Below are 16709 nucleotides of genomic sequence, written 5' to 3' on the forward strand. Positions count from 1 at the left end.
GACAAGAAGACGAGTTACTATAAGGCGCCTGCTATCGACCCGATTATAGCTTATCGACCAATAGATCAGCGTCATAAAAAAGCCCCCAACCAGTAAAACACTTGGCTGGGGGGCTTTTTTTGAGCTAACTACTTGCCTAGGAGCTTGGCTACGTACTTTCCTACGATATCAAATTCCAGATTTACCAGGTCGCCGGGGCGTAGGTCCTGAAAAGTGGTGTGCTCGTAGGTGTAGGGAATGATGGCCACGCTGAAACCGTCGTCGGTGCTATCGAAGCAGGTGAGGCTGGTGCCATTGATGCTGATAGAGCCTTTTTCCACGGTCACGCGGCCGGGGCCAGGCGCATGGTGAAAGCGGTAAACCCAGGAGCCGTTCTGGTCGGTTACGCTCTCGCAGGTAGCCGTCAGGTCGACGTGGCCCTGCACGATGTGGCCATCGAAGCGCCCATTAGCCGACAGGCAGCGCTCCAGGTTTACGCGGCGGCCGGGCTGCCACTTCCCCAGATTGGTTTTTTGCAGGGTTTCGTCAATGGCCGTTACGGTGTGCGTACCAGCGCCCGCATCCACGGCCACAACCGTCAGGCAGACGCCGTCGTGGGCGACGCTTTGGTCAATCTGTAATTCGTGGGCAAACGGCGTGGCCACCGTAAAATGGCGATTGGTGCCTTCCGTTTGCACATCCGTAATGGTGCCGAGTGATTCTATTATTCCAGTAAACACGTGTTGCTGCGCTGATTTTTGAGATACGAATGTAAGACTGCGGCCGTGAACCGCAGGTAGTAGCGCTGTAAACACGTAGGGCGAAGAAATGATTTACTGCAGCGTATTAAGTAGCGTCAACCAGCGCTGAAGCCAACCTGCTGATAAATAGCGCTGGTCAGGCGTAGAGCTCCTGTATATAAATGTACTTTAATTGATAATTTATTATAAATTGGAGAGACCATTGTAAGCTGGTTTTCATGTCTTTATGAGAGTGGATTCTCCCGTTGCCTCCAAAACCCAGCGGCCCTATTCCGCCTGGAACGACGATGCATTGGTAGCGGCATTGGAGGCCGGAGATGAAAAAGCTTTCACCGAAATATATGAGCGCTACTGGCAACGGCTCTATGAGCTGGCCTACCGCAAACTCGGCTCCGCAGCCGATGCCGAAGAGGTAGTGCAGGATCTATTTGTGGCCTTCTGGCAAAAGCGGGCTACCGCTCGTATTCACAAACTGGATGTCTATCTATTTGTGGCCGCTAAATACAAAATTATCGACTGCATCCGCAGCCGCGCGACGCACGAAGGTTATGTGGCCTTTGCTACGCCCCATTTACACACTGCCGACCGGGCGACGGAGGAAACGCTCGGCACCGCCGATCTTTCGGCGGCCCTTGCGGCCAGCGTGGGCAGTTTACCGGCCAATACCCAGGCCGTTTTTCGCCTGAGTCGGGAGCAATACCAGTCGGTGCCGGAAATTGCGGGGCAGCTGAATATAGCCCCCAAAACGGTGGAGTATCATCTTACCCAATCACTACGGTTTCTACGAGCACGTTTGAAAGATTTTCTGGTGCTTACTCTCCTAGCTTCTCAGCTGCTTTTTTAACCCGAAACACTACGTACGAGGCAGCAGCGACCATTGTCGTCTTATTTTCTTTTGTTGCGAAGCGGACTGTTTTATGCTTCGGCATCTTCTGTCAAAAAATATTTCATGCTTTGGCCAGGGATACGCCCTCCGAGCCCGACCTGATAAGGAAGCCCTACTTATCACCGTCGAGTATGAAGCCAGAAACCCACGAGGCCATATTGCAGCGCTACCTGCGCGGAGAAAGCCCCCCAGACGAGGCGAAGCTAGTGGAGCAGTGGTACGAGGCACTCGATTCGGCCTCTATTCCTGAGTTAAGCCCCGCCGAAAATGCCCGTTTGAAAGCCACCCTGTGGCGCCGGATTGAGCACCAGATTCACGCTTCGACTTTAGCCCGCGAAGCCGTTCCGATGTGGCGCTCAATACCGCTTCGGTGGGCCGTAGCGGCGCTACTGGTATTTGGGTTAGGATTCGGCGCGTTGCGCTTGTTATCACCCCAAAAGTCCCCGGTAACGGCTGCCCGATTGTCTGTTCTGAGGGCCGCGCCATCGTTTAGCGCCAATCAATGGATTACGCATACGAACGTTACCTCCCAAGTTGCTCGCCTCGCGCTGGCCGACAGCAGCACGGTGCTTTTGCAGCCCCGCAGCACCCTGCGCTACCCCCAGCAGTTTACGGACGCTAAGCGGGAAGTATTTCTGCAAGGCGAAGCGTTTTTTAACATAGCGCGCAATCCGGTCAAGCCCTTTATGGTGGTTACTGATAAGGTAGTTACGACTGTATTGGGTACGAGCTTCACCGTGCGCGCCTACCCTGAGCAGCCTCAGGCCCTAGTAATGGTGCGCACTGGTAAGGTGCGGGTAAGTCCACGCCCGCCCGGTGCGGGTAGCCCAGCCGGCCGGGTGGCGGCACCGCTTGAGCTTATTCCAAATCAGCAGGTTGCGTACTCGCCCGAAGTACTAGAGATGCGCAAGGAGCTGGTGGAGCGGCCGGCCCTGCTCATTCCCCGCCCGTTCGCCTTCGACGACCGGCCAGTAACGGAAGTCATTCAAGCTCTGGAACATGCCTACGGGGTACCCATCGTCTACGACGAGGCGGCGCTGAGCGGCTGCACCGTGCGCCTGATTTTCCGGAATGAGCCCATGTTTGAAAAGTTGGATTTGCTGTGCAAAGCGCTGGGTGCTTCCTATGAGCGGGCCGGCACGAAAGTCATTTTTCACAGCAAAGGCTGCGGCAACAAACCCCGGCCAACTGACACGCTCCCCGCCGGCTAACCTCAAAAAAGCCCCCCATCCTACGATTGGGGGCTTTTATTCCGCATTTTCTTCCCTGACTTCTCTCCCATTCCTCCTACTAATCCCACCAAACCCGTTCCCGCCCCATGAAATTACTTCTACCCTTCGCTCACCGCTGCCGGCTATTGTTGCTCGCCGTGGTGCCGTTTCTCGGGCTGGCCTCGCCAGCGGCGGCAACCGACCGGACCGAACAGAGCGTACTGGAACAGCATGTGACTTTGCTGCTGGAAGAGCAGCCGGTACTCACGGCCCTGGCCAGCCTCGAAAACCAAGTGCACACGCGCTTTCTGTACAGTCCGCAGCTTATTGGCGCCAACCGCAAGGTGACGGTGCAGGCAGTAGATACGCCCTTGAGTGGCGTGCTTCAGTCATTATTTGGGCCCCTACAAATTACATATGAAGTAGTGAACAGCGGTATTCTGCTAGCCCCGGTAGCTTTGCCCAAAACAGCGGTGGATGCCACCATCACCGGCCGGGTCACTGGCGAAGGCGGGGAGGCAATTCCGGGCGCTACCGTCCTGGAGATGGGCACCACAAACGGCATCAGCACCGACGGCGACGGGCGCTTTTCTATCACCGTCAAGCCGGGAGCTACGTTGGTTGTGTCGGCTATAGGCTTTAAAAGCCAGCAGATTGCTGTGGGCGAGCGGACCACGCTAGACGTGCGCCTGCAAACCAGCACCACCGAGCTAGGTCAGGTAACGGTAGTGGGTTCGCGCGGCCTGCCCCGCACCGACGTAGAGCGCCCTGCCCCCGTCGATGTGCTCAATGCCAAGGAATTGCAAGCCACTGGCCAGGTTGATCTAGGCCAGCAGGTGCAGTTCAATTCTCCGTCCTTTAACTCAGCCAAAACCGGCGTCAATGGCGTGGCTAACTACGCCGACCCCGCCACTCTGCGCGGCCTCTCCCCCGACCAAGTACTGGTGCTCGTGGATGGCAAGCGCCGCCACCAGTTCTCGGCTCTCAACCTGAACGTGACCGTGGGTAGCGGCACGGTTGTTACAGACCTGAACGCGGTGCCGTCACTGGCTATCGAGCGTATTGAAGTGCTGCGCGATGGCGCGGCGGCCCAGTACGGCTCCGACGCCATTGCCGGCGTTATTAACCTCGGCCTCAATAAAAGCACGGGCGTGGCCACCGTCAGAACCCAATTTGGGGTGACGCAGGAAGGCGATGGCGCGCAGTATCTGGCCGGGGCTAACTACGGTATCAAGCTGGGCAAAACCAATCCGGGCTACCTCAACTTAACGCTGCAATACCAGCGCCAAAACCAAACTGACCGCTCCGACGACTATCTGGGGGGCATTTATACCGTATTCCCGGCCCTGACCGCCGCAAACCCCACGCCCACTGCCGCACAGATTACCAATGAGAATCGCATCCGGGCCGAGCGTGGCGTGTATCCGCCAGTGGGCGAGCCTTTTAAGGTGGGCGTGTATGGTAGCAACCAAGCCGACATTTATCAAGGCTTCTACAACTTAGGCGTGCCGATAGGCGGCTCCGGGTGGTCGGTGTACAGCTTCGGCGGGTACTCGCGCAAGGACATTCTGGCGTACGGCTTCTTCCGGAATGCCCAGCCTAACAATGTGAACTACAGCCCCGTACACCCTGATGGTTACCTGCCTGAGTTGCCGGGCCGCAGCGACGACTACTCGGCCGTTATAGGGTTGAACCGCAAGTTGGCCGGGGGCTGGAACCTCGATTTTAGCACGGGCTACGGCTATAATTACCTCGATCTCAACGCCAACAAAACCGCTAACCCGTCGATGGGTGCCGACTCCCCCACCGATTTCTACGTGGGTCGTAGCGCCTTCGGGCAGAGCACGAGCGAAGTCAACGTGTCGCGCAATTATGTGGGCCTGTTAGGTACGAAGTCGTTCAACCTGGCTTTAGGCAGCCAGTTTCGGATAGACCGCTTCCAGCTGGAAAAAGGCAGTCCTGAGTCGTATTTCGTGGGCCCGCTGGCGCTGGCCGCGGCCGCTACTCCTACCTCACCCGCTCGCACGGCCAAGGCTCCGGGCTCTAGCGGTCGGCCCGGCATCGCGCCCGACGACGAAACCGACGAGACCCGCCGCAACGTAGGCGTATACGTAGATGTGGAAAGCGACATCACGGAGCGGCTGCTGGTCACGACGGCTCTGCGCTACGAGAACTACTCCGACTTTGGCTCCAACATTTCGGGCAAGCTGGCCTCGCGGTTTAAAGTTACCGACGGCATTGCACTTCGTGGCTCTATCAACCGCGGCTTCCGGGCACCTTCCCTTCAGCAGACTTTCAATAGCGTATCAACCTCTACGGTACAGGCCGGCGCAATTGTGCAAACCAAGCAGTTGCGCAACAACGACCCCCGCCTCGTGCCGCTGGGCGTAACCGACCCCAAGGCCGAAACTTCCTGGAATTATAGCTTGGGGGTTGCTGCCAAACTCACCGAAGACCTGCTCTTCACCGTCGATGCCTACCAGATTGATATTGAGGACCGCATCATCAACAGTGAGCGATTGGTCAAAAGTGACATTCGGGCCTTGCAAACTGCGGATTTCGCCAACATTAGTGAAATCCGCTTTTTCACCAACGCCATCGATACCCGCACCCGCGGCATCGACCTAGTGACAACTTATAAGTACGATTTCAGTGAGCGTAGTCGCCTGAGCGCCAGCCTAGCACTGACGTTTAACGCCACCGAAATTGTGCGTACCGGCGATACGCCTGCAGCCCTACAAGCAGGTACCACCAACCGCATTCTGCTCATCGATACTGTCAGCATCGGGCTGATAGAGCGGGCCCAGCCGCGCCAGAAAGTACTGTTCTCGCTTACCTATCAGGTGGGCAAATTCAGTATCACGCCCCGCGCCTCCTACTTCGGCCCGGTGACGGCCTATGAAAAGCCAGCCAACATCACCACGCCCGCGCCCCGCTACGTGCCCCATATCAGCCAGGAGTTCGAAGGCAAAACTCTGCTTGATTTGGCTTTGGTGTACAATCCGGTAAAAGCGGTTTCGGTGACGGTGGGGGCCAATAACATCACTAACGTTTACCCCGACAAAGTGGATGCCGCCCGTTTCGCCAGCTATTCCTACGGTGAAATTCCGTATTCGCGAAACGTCGCGCAGTTCGGCTTCAACGGTGCTTATTACTACTCCAATATCACGCTGACTTTTTAGGGGCGTAACCAAGACGGTCATGCTAAGGTGGAGCCGAAGCATGACCGTCTTGGTTACGCTTCAACTCTCTTCTACAAGTAATGACCAACCTAACCGTACTGCTGCTGTGCTTGGGTGTGGGTGCGGTGTTGCGGCGGTGGAGCTTGGTGCCGTCTAATGCGCCTGCGGTGCTCAATCAGCTGCTGGTGATGGTGTTCATGCCGGCCCTTACCTTCATGCATCTGGCCGTGGCCCGGCTCGATAGTCACTTTCTGCTGCCGGTGCTGGCGCCGTGGTTGATTTTTGGGGCGGCCTTTGTGTTTTTTGAATTGATGGGGCGACGCATGCGGCTTTCGCGGGCAACCATTGGAGCGCTCATCCTGACAGGGGCATTAGCAGTACTTCGTTTGTTGGCTTTCCGATTTTTGAGCTGCTATATGGGCGCGAAGGGCTGGAGTTGGGCATTATGATGAGTCAGGCCGGGTCCTTTCTGGTCGTGGTCACGCTGGGGGTAGCAGTCGCTTCCTGGTATGGGTCTGCCGAGCCGACATGGGGGTCAATGGTGCGCAATGTGCTGCGGTTTCCGCCGTTTCTGGCCTTCGTGCTGGCCATGATAGCCAACGCGGCTGATTATCAACACCCCGAACTGGTGCGCGGGGTGCTGGAAAAAATGAGCGGTCCTTTTCCGGTTATTGCGCTGCTTTCGGTGGGCTTGCAGATGAATTTAAGAGTGCCGCCGACGCAGACCCGCCCCATAGTGTTGGGCTTGACGTACAAGCTGCTATTGGCCCCGCTGCTTATCTATAGCATTTACCAGGCAGCCGTCCAGCAACACGACCAGGTGGTGGATCTTTGCATATTAGGAGCGGCTATTGGTCCCATGAATACAGCGGCCGTGGTGGCGGAGCGCTACGGCCTCGACCCACCGCTGGCCGCCCAAATGGTGGGACTTGGGATTCCGCTTTCTTTGCCGTTGCTGGCCTTGTTGGGGTGGTGGTTTACGCGGTAAATCAGACCGATTAGCTTGCCAAAAAGCTCCCCACAATCTGCGTAACGCATTAATTTCCGCCTTCTGTACTTACTTCTATTACAGGTTGATTTCATGAAAAAAATCGTCACCAACCTTACCTTCTGGGTACTCACCGCCATTATAGCTGGGGCATTGCTGGGGCACTTTGCGCCAGCTACCGCCGTGAAGATGGACGTGCTGGGCAAGGCTTTTATCAACGTGGTGAAGCTCTTCATCAACCCTATCATCTTCCTTACTATCACCCTGGGCATCAGCAGCATGGGCGACTTGAAGAAGGTAGGGCGGATTGGCGGCAAGGCCCTGATTTATTTTGAAGTAGTGACTACGCTGGCCCTCCTTATCGGGATTGGAGTAGCCTACGTTATTCAACCAGGCGCGGGCGTGGTGCCGCAAAGCGCCGATGGCTCCAGTATCAGTCAGTACACCCAGAAAGCCGGCGAATTCTCCTGGCTACAGTTTCTGGCCGACAACCTGACGCTGCAAGTGTTGCTCGTATCTATTGTGGGGGGCATTTTTTTGAGCCGCTACGCCCGACGCCAGCCCATCATCGACCGGCTTACTTGGGCCTCGCGCTACGTGTTTCTAGGACTGCACTGGGTGATGCGTTTTGCGCCCATCGGGGCATTTGGCGGCATGGCCTTCACCATCGGCAAGTACGGCGTCGAGACCCTTATTCCGCTGGGCAAACTCATGGTGACGGTTTACATCACGATGGCGCTGTTCGTTTTTTTGGTGCTGGGGGCCATTTTGCGCTACTGCCGCCTGAAGCTATTGTCGTTTCTAGGCTACATCAAAGAGGAACTGCTCATTGTGCTGGGCACTTCTTCCTCAGAGGCTGGCTTGCCGGGCTTGATGGAAAAGCTGGAGCGCATGGGCTGCGCCAAGCCCGTGGTCGGACTTGTGGTGCCGGCGGGCTATTCCTTTAACCTCGATGGCACTACAATTTACCTGTCATTGGCCACCCTGTTTTTGGCGCAAGTGTACAACGTGACGCTGACCGGGGGGCAAATTCTGACCGTAATCGGTATCCTGATGGTAACCAGCAAGGGCGCGGCCGGCGTGACGGGCTCAGGGTTTGTAGTGCTGGCCAGCACGCTCACGGCCATCAAAGTAATTCCGGTGGAGGGCCTGGCTTTGCTGCTGGGCGTCGACCGCTTTATGTCGGAGGCTCGCTCCATCACCAACTTCATCGGCAACGGCGTGGCCACCATTTTCCTGGCCCATAACGAAGGTGCCCTCGACCATGCACAGGCTGAGCGCATGCTAAGCGGTCACACTTCCGTATCGACTGTAGACGAAGCAATTGAGCAGTACAATCCTTCCCTGCCTAATTTGCCAGTAGAGCCGGCTGCACCGCAGAAAAAGGTGCTATAACCTTACTTTCCGCGCCCTTCGATAATAATCTTGAGCGTGTAGAGGAGTACCCGAAAGTCCATGGCTAAGCTCATATTCTCGATGTAAAGAATGTCGAATTTGAGGCGCTCGACCATCTGCGGAACGGTTTCGGCGTAGCCATACTTCACTTGCCCCAACGACGTCAGACCGGGGCGCACGCGGTGCAGATGGCGGTAGTGGGGGGCAATTTTGGTGATCTGGTTGATAAAAAACTGCCGCTCGGGGCGTGGGCCCACAATGCTCATATCGCCCTTTATCACGTTCCAGAACTGGGGCAATTCGTCGAGGCGCACCTTGCGCATAAAGCGGCCCCAGGGCGTAATGCGGGGGTCGCGGTCGGAGCTGAGGGCGGGGCCGCAGTCCTCCGCATTCAGGTACATCGAGCGAAACTTATAGATCCGAAATGGCACTCCGTGGCGCCCGATGCGCTCCTGCGCGTAAAATATCGGCCCCGGCGAGGACATCTTGACCATGACGGCCGTAAAGGCATATACCGGCCAGCCCAGCAGCAGAAACGAGCCGGAGCCCACCACGTCAATTAGCCGCTTCAGAATCTTTTGCCACAGCGGCAGCAAGTCTTGCTTTATCTCAATGAGCGGCGTGCCAAACAGGTGGTTTACCTTCACAGAGCCCAGCAGCATCTGGTAGAGGTCGGGCAGCACACTTACGCGGGCCGTAGTACCTTCCAGCAGGGCTAGCAGTTCCTGAATCACGCGGTGCTCGCTGGGCTCAATGGCAATTACGACTTGCTCGATACCCAGCGTGCGGATGAGGGCCGGCAGGCGCTGGTAGTTGTCGTGCTGCGGCAGGGCTTCGGCCAAGGCCTCATCCACGGTGTCGCCCACGGGCGTAAACCCAACGAGTTTAAGCCCCAGGTGGCGACTGGTGCGCGCCAACTCGTGATACGTGTCGTGAGCCAGGGAATTGGAGCCAACAAGTAGCGTGTTAAAAGAAATTACCCCGCTTCGCACCAGCTTCTGTATGCTGCTCACGGCCCACGTGCGCAGCACCGCCGTGATAAAGAAGTGGAGCAGGAAGTAGGCCGAAATCGTTTTGTAATAAAGCTGGTAGCTGCTTACGCCTTCGTCATCAAGCAGAAAAGCGAAGAAAATCACAATCGCCCCAATAAACGATACCCGCGCCAGTCCAATGATTTCGGCTAGCCGGGATTTGCGAAAAATATCGCGGTATTCCCCAATCAGGGCGTACAGTACCAGCCAGAAAGACGCAATGACAATGGCCGAGCCCGTAAGCGAGAACATCACGCTTTCGGTAAAAACGTAGCCTTCATTGATTTCGCTGAGCAGGTACTTACGCAGCAGAAAAAAACATATCCATGCCAAAAGGGCCGCACCGAAGTCGGCGCCTATCAGCTTCAGCTTTTGGATGGTACGGATCAAGGGCGGACAAACAAGCCGGGCCTTTCGGACCGGCAACAATAGGTGGTAGGGTGGCAATGACAACGAAAGCGTAATTTCGCCGTCAGAACTACGTTGGGGGGCAATTTTGCTTCCTTCCGGAGTAGTCAAAGGTAGAGCATTAAAGCGGAATTTTCCGGCCTCCTGCCCCTACCATCTCCGTATTCATCTCATGGACGCTAATAGCTACCGACACCGCGGCCTCCGCCGCGCCCTTGTGGAAGAGCTTCGCCGTAAGGGTATTCGCGACGAGCGGGTGCTCGCGGCCGTAGGCACGGTGCCGCGTCACCTTTTCTTCGCGCCCGCTTTTCAGGCCCACGCTTATCAGGACAAAGCCTTCCCGATTGGAGAAGGCCAAACCATCTCGCAACCCTACACGGTAGCCTACCAAACCGAACTGCTCCGCCTAACGCCCCACGACAAAGTATTGGAAATTGGTACGGGCTCGGGGTATCAGTGCTGCGTGCTGCTCCAGCTTACGCCTCACGTCTACAGCATTGAGTATAACCCAGTGCTCTTTGAAGGCACCCGCAAGCGTTTGGCAGCCTTACATCAGCAGGCGCACCTGGTTTGCGGCGACGGTTCGTTGGGCTTACCCGAGCAGGCACCTTTCGACAAGATTCTGGTGACGGCCGGCTCGCCGAATATTCCGCGGCCACTGCTGCGCCAGCTGCGCATCGGCGGCGCGCTGGTTATTCCGGTCGGGGATGCGCAGGTGCAGCGCATGATGCGCGTGGTGCGGGAGAGCGAAGACGAGTTTTCGCGGGAGATTTTTGAGGAATTTCGGTTTGTTCCGTTGCTGGGACGGGCTGGCTGGGGTACGCCCTGAGTGGTTCGGGCAACATCTCTCTAACTGGATTTCCCATAAAGCCTACTCAGCGTATTGCTATTCCTCGCTTTACTATCATGGCCATTCTAATAAAACTTGTTTCAACCCTCAGTGACCGGGTTGCCACGCCGATTGTGGGAGTACTATGTTTGCTTATCGTACTTAGTGCGCCAGTTGATGCCTACCAATTCCTGGATGACCCTAGCGATTACATTCTAGTTCATCACTTAGATACCAGTCAACCCTATTGGCAATGGCAATATCTGAAGGCACCTTGTTTAATGTTTCTAGTAGGGTTACTAGGGCTGTGTCTCATTGTACTCTCATATAGGAGAAAGTCAAATAATATACTCCGCTTTAGCAGTGGTCTATTCGCGATACTTGTGCTGGGCTTTTGGATTATTGGTTTTTATCAATGGGCAGAGACGGGCTTCGATCATTAGTAGAACATTTCTACTTAGCTGAACTCAATATCTTCAGCTACCCTACCTTTGCTCGACTTTTATTGATTCCAACCTTCTACCCAATGCGCAAACAGAAGCCCGTCAAAGACTCGTTCGTGAACATGACCGAGTTGGTGCTGCCCAACGATACCAACACGCTCAACAACCTGATGGGCGGCCGCATGATGCACCTGATGGACATTGCCGCCGCTATTTCGGCCCAAAAACACTCCAACCGCATCGTCGTGACGGCCTCCGTCGATAATGTATCGTTCAGCGCCGGCATTCGCCTTGGCAATGTGGTGACGCTGCAGGCCCAGGTGACGCGCTCCTTTAGCTCGTCGATGGAAGTGCACATCGACGTGTGGGCCGAGGACATCCCGACGGGAACCAAAGTAAAGTCCAACGAAGCTTTCTTCACCTTTGTGGCCGTCGATCAGTCGGGGCGCCCGATTGATGTGCCAGAAGCGGTAGCCGAAACAGAAGAGGAAATTAAGCTGTACGATGGTGCTTTGCGGCGGCGGCAGCTACGCTTGGTACTCGGTGGGCGCATGAAGCCTGAGGAAGCCTCGGAGCTAAAAGCACTTTTCGATTTGGACTAAGGGCGACGGAAGCACGATTGCAAGTCCACAATCTACTACTTAACTTTCTACTTCGCGGCTAAGCTTAGCGGCTGCAAATCCATCACCCGTCTACTCACTTATACTTCATGCACGAGGCGTCGCTGGCTTTTTTTCAAAACTTCTACACCAATGTATCGCTGTACGTGGTACCGGATGGAGTTGAAAATGCCCCCCCGTTGCCAGTAGCAGCGGCGCCCACCCCTGCGGCGCCTGCTGGGGTAGTGGCTGACTCTGTTGTGGCGGTTGTCGCACCCGTTGCGCCTCCCCAGCCGTCGGCGCCAGTCGCAGTTCCGGCACCAACGGTTCCTGCCCCACCCGTGGGGGTAAAGCCGGTTGCACCCGCGAAGCTACCTTCCTTAGCAGGACTTAATTTGCCCCTCACGCAGGCTGTTCCGCCACCGGTAAGCCCAGCCCCTGCTCCGCCTATGTCAGACAGGCCGGAACGGACGGCCCCGCCCCTGACCGAAACCCCGTACTCCACGCTTGGCAGCAATGCGAAGGGCCTCGTTATCATCGTGCGCATGGACCCCGAGCGATTCCGACGGCTGCCCAAAAATGTCTTCCTAAACAACCTGCTCAAGGCTATCCGCTTGATTGTGGAGGATGTAGTGCTCATCAATGTGGAATCGCATTTGCCGGTAGCCTTGAGCACGTTGCGGCAAAAACTGGCTGCCAAACAAATCATTGGCTTCGGCAAAAACCTACTTGATGTAGCCGTGTACAAAACGCAGTTATATGAGCCCGTGCTTCTGGTCAACGATGTAGCCTACCTGCCGGCCGCCGAAATCGAGCTACTGGAGGAAGACAATAGTCGCAAAAAGCTGCTTTGGCAAGCCATGCAGCGCATGTTTTTGAGTTAAGTGAAAACACAGAACACGGTAGCATAAGTACAATAGAACGTCATGCAGAGGCGGAGCCGAAGCATCTCGCGTGCTGATGCTGGATTACTTACCTCACGACTGCACGCGAGATGCTTCGGCTCCGCCTCTGCATGACCGTCTTTCCTGTCAAATAAAAAGCCCCCAGTGAATGACTGGGGGGCTTTTTATGCTCTTATGTTTAAACGCTTAATTCACTGCCAGCACTGACTTCAGCTTTTCCTCCAACTCTTCACCACGCAGGTTTTTAGCGATGATGCGACCCTGTGGATCCAGCAGAATTGTCTGAGGAATGGACTTAACGCCATACGTTTGACCGGCGGCACTCTCCCACCCTTTCAGGTCCGAAACGTGGGTCCAAGTAAGGCCGTCTTTAGCAATGGCTTTCTCCCACTTAGTTTTATCCTGGTCGAAGGAAACGCCATAAATCTCGAAGCCTTTGCTCTTGTACTTATTGTACATACGCACCACATTCGGGTTTTCCTGACGGCAGGGGCCGCACCACGAAGCCCAGAAGTCGATGAGCACATACTTACCCCGGAGGCTGCTCAGCGCCACGGGCGCCCCGGCCGGCGAGGCCAGTTGAATCTCGGGAGCAACCACGCCCACCGCCGTGGGGCGCAGCACATCCAGCCGCGTCACCAGCGACTGGGTGTAGCGCGAGTCGGGCAAGGTTTTCTTGAACTGCGTGGCCATGGAATCAGCAAATGCAAACTGCTCATCCGGATTCAGGACGTTGCCCACCACGAAAGCCGACACGACCGAATTGGGATTCTGCCGCACAAGGCTCTTGATGCTGGCAATATTGCGGGCCTGCACTGTTGTGAAACGCTCCCTGATGGCGCGCATGGTGTCCTCGCGGCCCGCCTGCGCCGCCTGGTTGTAGCGCTCGCCCAGGCCTTCCACTGTCTTTTTGGTTTTGTCCATCTCACGCATCAGGCGCTGCATCAGCTCCGAATCGGGTGAGCCCTTCACCGTGTAGCTGGTGCCAAGTTGGGAGGCGTCGCCATTTAATTGTATCTGGCTGCCACTGTTGAGCGCCAGCAGTACCTGGTTGGCATCGTCGGTTTTGAGCTGATATAAGCCAGCTTCCGGTACGTTGCCTTTCAGGGTAAAACCGCCTTTCTCGTCAATGGTGGCAGTATCGCGGGAAATAAATTGGGTTTCGCCCAGTTCAGCCAGATACACCTTCGTTCCGGCCGGAGCGTTGGTCAACTGACCCGTAATCTGATAGCCTTCGCCGGTCGCAGCCGTATCAGGCGCATCCGACGTAGGAGCCGTAGCCCGGCTACAGGCATTAGCCATGCCTAGCACGGCGGCAAATAGCAGAATGCTCTTCATTTTCTTCATCATCTCGGTTGATATGCCAAGTCGGGGACAGATAAGCGTTCAGTACTGAACCGATTTGGGGTCGCAAGTTGCCAATTATAGATTAAATCGGCAGCCATATAGGGACTTTGTTACCTAAACCGCATTTGACGTCTCAGGTTCCACAACGTGCGTCGGTCAAAACTTATAACCCCGGCGGCAAGCGTAACAAAGCTTGCCGCCGGGGTTGAATTACGCGCTGGCGTCCAGCTTCTGACGCAGCAATTGATTAGCAGCTTTCGGGTCGGCTTTGCCGCCCGTCAGCTTCATCAGCTCGCCCATAAACATGCCGGTTAGGGCCTTTTTGCCGGCGCGGTACTCCGCCACTTTGCCGGGGTTCGCAGCTAATACCTGCTCCACCATCGCCAGCAAGCCCGCCTCGTCCGACTCTTGCAGCAAGTTCTGCTCCTGGGCGGCCTGGGGGGCATTTTTGCTAGGGTTTTCGAGCAAATACGGAAACAGCTGCTTGGAAGCGACCGAGTGGCTGATTTTATTCTCGTCGATAAGCTGAATGATGTCGGCCAAGTGCTGCGTAGTGAGCGGAAACTCAGCCATCGGCAGGGCGCGCTCATTCAGGTACGATTTCACCGGGCCCATCACCCAGTTGGCGGCGGCTTTGGCATTGGTCGTCAGGCGCGTAAGCTCGTCGAAATACAAAGCCACCTCCTTCTGGTCGGTGAGCACCGAGGCGTCGTAGTCCGATAGGCCCAGCTCGCCGGTGAAACGGGCGTAAAGCTGCTGGGGCAGCGCCGGCAATTCGGCCTGTACGCGGTGCAGCCACGCATCATCAATGACCACGGGGGGCAAATCGGGCTCCGGGAAGTAACGGTAGTCGTTCATCGTTTCCTTGCTGCGCTGCCCGCTGGTCGTGCCCGAGGCCGCATCGAAGCCGCGCGTTTCGCTATCGATGGTTTCGCCCGCTTCCAGGATGGCAATTTGCCGCTCAATCTCATGCTCAATGGCGCGCTGCACGTTGCGGAAGGAGTTCATATTCTTCACCTCCACCTTGGTACCAAACTTATCGGCACCTTTGAGCATCACCGAAATATTGGCGTCGCAGCGCAGGGAGCCTTCCTCCATGTTGCCGTCGCAGATGCCCAGATACACGACCAACTTCTTGATTTCGGCCAGGTAAGCGTAGGCTTCCTCCGCGTTGCGAATGTCGGGCTCCGATACAATCTCAATTAGCGGCACACCGGCGCGGTTCAAATCCACCAGCGTTTCCACCTCGCCCGCCAAGTGCATGGATTTGCCCGCGTCCTCCTCCATATGAATACGCGTCACGCCGATTTCCCGCGTGGTGCCGTCGCTCAGCCGAATCGGGACGTGGCCCTGGGTGCAGATCGGGGTTTTATCCTGCGTGATCTGGTAGCCCTTGGGAAGGTCGGGATAGAAGTAGTTTTTGCGCGCAAACAGGTTGTCGCGGGTAATGTGGCAGTTGGTGGCCAGGCCCATTTTCATGGCAAACTCCACAGCCGAATAATTCACCCGTGGTAGCGTGCCGGGGTGGCCCAGCGTAATTACCGAAAGGTTATGATTCGGCAACGCGCCGTACTCATTCTCGTCCGACGAGTACATTTTGCTGTGCGTGAGCAGCTGCGCGTGCACTTCTAAGCCAATAACAGGCTGGTATTTTGATTTTATTGCTTCGTCCATGAATCGCAGATTTTTGCTGACCTAACAGCTGATTGCGCTGATTTAGGTGTGAAGGTAAGGTGACAAGCTACTTTTTATTCTCAGTAATAATAATGCCTCCCCCCGCCGCAGTTGCTCAATCGGCTGCCTGAGGTGTTCAGCGTTGGTCGGTCGGTGAGGCCACATTGCAACATAAAGTCAGCGCGGCTGCCGAGTACTCGGAAGGTGATTCCCATACTCAATGAATACATAAGGTGCTCAGTTGTAATGAGGAGAAGTCTAGAGAAGTGTATAATGAGCTTTTGAATAATTACTTGTCAGATTCGTAAAATCTCATTCTGACTATTGAAGTCTGAATGTAATAGGCACTACAAAAGACACTGAAACAGGTTTGCCATCCTGCTGACCAGGTGTCCAACGCGACGCTAGCTGCACCACTCGTAGAGCCTCGGCATCTACTAACGGGTGTACACTCTTCACCACTCTTGCATTTCGCACCTGACCCGTAGCGTCAACTATAAAACCTATATGTACCAGACCTTCTACATTATCGCGTCTGGCTTTTTTGGCATAGTGAATATTGGCACCAATGAATTGCAAAAATGCTTGTGGCCCACCTGGGTAGGTTGGCATAATTTGGTACTCAAAAAAAGGAATCAATTGACCTTGAGTATCATAACACTCGCCAGTTGTACGCTCACCAGCCGCGTAAATTTCGCGGCGTTTGCGCTTACCGTCAGCATAATATAGTAGCCACTCCCCTTTTGGCTTACAGTGCTCAAATTCCTTATGCCATTCTAGCTGCCCATTTTCAAACCAGCTTTCATAAGTACCGTGGATACTGTCTTTGCGGATGTGTTCATACTCACAAACAGCTTGAAGCTTACCTTTAAGGAAGTAGTTACGAACTATACCGCCTACACTATCTTTATACTGTATTTCACGCCGGTAGCGCGCACCTTCGGCGGAAGGAAGCGTAAAGAAGGTTGAATCTAAAAATTCCGTCTTAAGTGGCGGGATTATCTGTTGAGCCATAAGTAGCTCCGACCAGAAAACACCTAAGAATATTAGTGTGGCGATGCCGTATCTCAT

The 16709-nt window shown here is 55.5% G+C and carries 14 protein-coding genes; 9 read left to right on the forward strand and 5 right to left on the reverse strand.

Translation table 11 applies throughout. The features are described 5' to 3' along the window. Window positions 1–128: 128 nt before the first annotated feature. Complete coding sequence (locus tag G7064_RS02845; RefSeq protein ID WP_166072371.1) at window positions 129–719, reverse strand: riboflavin synthase; 591 nt, start codon at window positions 717–719, stop codon at window positions 129–131. Window positions 720–972: 253 nt separating this feature from the next. Here G7064_RS02845 and G7064_RS02850 point away from each other — a divergent pair, with 253 nt between their 5' ends. From G7064_RS02850 to G7064_RS02875, 6 genes are all read left to right on the forward strand, one after another. After that, window positions 973–1584 (forward strand): RNA polymerase sigma factor, encoded by a 612-nt coding sequence (locus G7064_RS02850; protein ID WP_166072372.1) that lies wholly within the window; start codon window positions 973–975, stop codon window positions 1582–1584. A 173-nt stretch (window positions 1585–1757) separates the two neighbouring features. Then, entirely contained in the window at window positions 1758–2837 is a 1080-nt protein-coding gene (locus G7064_RS02855; RefSeq protein WP_166072373.1) for a FecR family protein, read from the forward strand. 107 nt (window positions 2838–2944) lie between these two features. Beyond that, complete coding sequence (locus tag G7064_RS02860; RefSeq protein WP_166072374.1) at window positions 2945–6019, forward strand: TonB-dependent receptor domain-containing protein; 3075 nt, start codon at window positions 2945–2947, stop codon at window positions 6017–6019. Window positions 6020–6099: 80 nt separating this feature from the next. Beyond that, the gene (locus tag G7064_RS02865) at window positions 6100–6468 is read left to right on the forward strand and encodes a hypothetical protein (protein ID WP_166072375.1); all 369 of its coding nucleotides are present in this window, start codon (window positions 6100–6102) and stop codon (window positions 6466–6468) included. Continuing rightward, window positions 6456–7007, forward strand: coding sequence for an AEC family transporter (locus G7064_RS02870; protein ID WP_410505526.1), 552 nt, complete (start codon window positions 6456–6458; stop codon window positions 7005–7007). Before G7064_RS02865 ends, G7064_RS02870 begins: the two co-directional genes overlap by 13 nt. A 93-nt stretch (window positions 7008–7100) precedes the next feature. Further along, entirely contained in the window at window positions 7101–8402 is a 1302-nt protein-coding gene (locus G7064_RS02875) for a cation:dicarboxylate symporter family transporter (RefSeq protein WP_166072378.1), read from the forward strand. A 2-nt stretch (window positions 8403–8404) separates the two neighbouring features. Here the strand turns inward: G7064_RS02875 and G7064_RS02880 are convergent, their stop codons facing one another. Continuing rightward, complete coding sequence (locus G7064_RS02880) at window positions 8405–9952, reverse strand: sugar transferase (RefSeq protein WP_240935688.1); 1548 nt, start codon at window positions 9950–9952, stop codon at window positions 8405–8407. 61 nt (window positions 9953–10013) lie between these two features. On the opposite strand from G7064_RS02880, the gene G7064_RS02885 reads away from it, so the two are divergent. From G7064_RS02885 to G7064_RS02895, 3 genes are all read left to right on the forward strand, one after another. Next, entirely contained in the window at window positions 10014–10670 is a 657-nt protein-coding gene (locus tag G7064_RS02885; protein ID WP_166072379.1) for a protein-L-isoaspartate(D-aspartate) O-methyltransferase, read from the forward strand. Window positions 10671–11196: 526 nt separating this feature from the next. After that, window positions 11197–11715, forward strand: coding sequence for an acyl-CoA thioesterase (locus G7064_RS02890; protein WP_133272676.1), 519 nt, complete (start codon window positions 11197–11199; stop codon window positions 11713–11715). A 107-nt stretch (window positions 11716–11822) separates the two neighbouring features. Further along, on the forward strand, window positions 11823–12596 hold the full coding sequence (locus G7064_RS02895) for a hypothetical protein (RefSeq protein ID WP_166072380.1): 774 nt from the start codon (window positions 11823–11825) through the stop codon (window positions 12594–12596). A 207-nt stretch (window positions 12597–12803) separates the two neighbouring features. Here G7064_RS02895 and G7064_RS02900 read toward each other — a convergent pair whose 3' ends face one another. From G7064_RS02900 to G7064_RS02910, 3 genes are all read right to left on the reverse strand, one after another. Continuing rightward, window positions 12804–13967: a TlpA disulfide reductase family protein gene (locus tag G7064_RS02900; RefSeq protein ID WP_166072381.1), complete on the reverse strand. Its 1164-nt coding sequence runs from the start codon at window positions 13965–13967 to the stop codon at window positions 12804–12806. A 207-nt stretch (window positions 13968–14174) separates the two neighbouring features. Further along, a complete protein-coding gene (gene gatB, locus G7064_RS02905) occupies window positions 14175–15638 on the reverse strand; it encodes an Asp-tRNA(Asn)/Glu-tRNA(Gln) amidotransferase subunit GatB (RefSeq protein WP_166072382.1) in 1464 nt (487 codons plus the stop codon). Between the two features lie 321 nt (window positions 15639–15959). Beyond that, a complete protein-coding gene (locus G7064_RS02910; RefSeq protein WP_166072383.1) occupies window positions 15960–16709 on the reverse strand; it encodes an energy transducer TonB in 750 nt (249 codons plus the stop codon).

The organism is Hymenobacter sp. HDW8 (assembly GCF_011305775.1).
Taxonomy (GTDB): domain Bacteria; phylum Bacteroidota; class Bacteroidia; order Cytophagales; family Hymenobacteraceae; genus Hymenobacter; species Hymenobacter radiodurans.